This is a genomic window from Burkholderia sp. HAN2018, assembly GCF_024704855.1.
In the GTDB taxonomy this organism is placed as follows: Bacteria; Pseudomonadota; Gammaproteobacteria; order Burkholderiales; family Burkholderiaceae; genus Burkholderia; species Burkholderia cepacia.
In genome coordinates, this window is the sequence record NZ_QOBB01000561.1 from 1 (window position 1) to 590 (window position 590).

1 protein-coding gene is annotated in these 590 nt (G+C 68.6%); it reads left to right on the top strand.

Features of this window, described 5'->3' with window-relative positions:
• The first annotated feature begins 93 nt into the window (after positions 1-93).
• Complete coding sequence (locus tag DPV74_RS41780) at positions 94-588, top strand: hypothetical protein (protein ID WP_027789509.1); 495 nt, start codon at positions 94-96, stop codon at positions 586-588.
• The last annotated feature ends 2 nt before the right edge of the window (positions 589-590 follow it).

Below are 590 nucleotides of genomic sequence, written 5' to 3' on the forward strand. Positions count from 1 at the left end.
GGGCCGCCGGCGGCGAGCGACGCGCCGATGCCGGCCGCGCGCCACCGCCCCGTGCCCGCGCCCGTACTCCGGTGGCCCCGCCCCGCTTTCCTCATGACCGAATCCGACCTGCAATCCGACGACACCTCCATCCACGAAGACGGCCTCTGGCGCGACAACGGCTGGACGGCCCGCATCATCAAGAACGAAGACGACGACGGCTGGGCCGTCGAAATGATCAAGGACGGCGAGTCCGAGCCCGCGCTCGTCGGGCCGTGGACCATGGGCCGCGACAAGAAGAACCCCAAGCCGATGGACGCGAACGCGTTCCGCACGCTCGTGAAGACCGCGAGCGAGGTGCTGATGCGCCACGAGCAGCAGCGGCGCGCGATGCTGCACAAGGAAGTGACGGTTCAGGGCGAGGACGGCCAGGATGTGTCGGTGACGCTCGACATCGTGCCGGACGAATTCGAGCCGTACGCGCAGCTCAAGGCATTCGATCCGTATGGCGAGCTACTGGCCGAGGCCAAGGTGTCGGCCGGTTTCAAGCTCAACAAGGCCGGTGCCGAGCGCTGGGTCGCCTCGGGCTTCGAGCGGCCGGCCTCCTGATC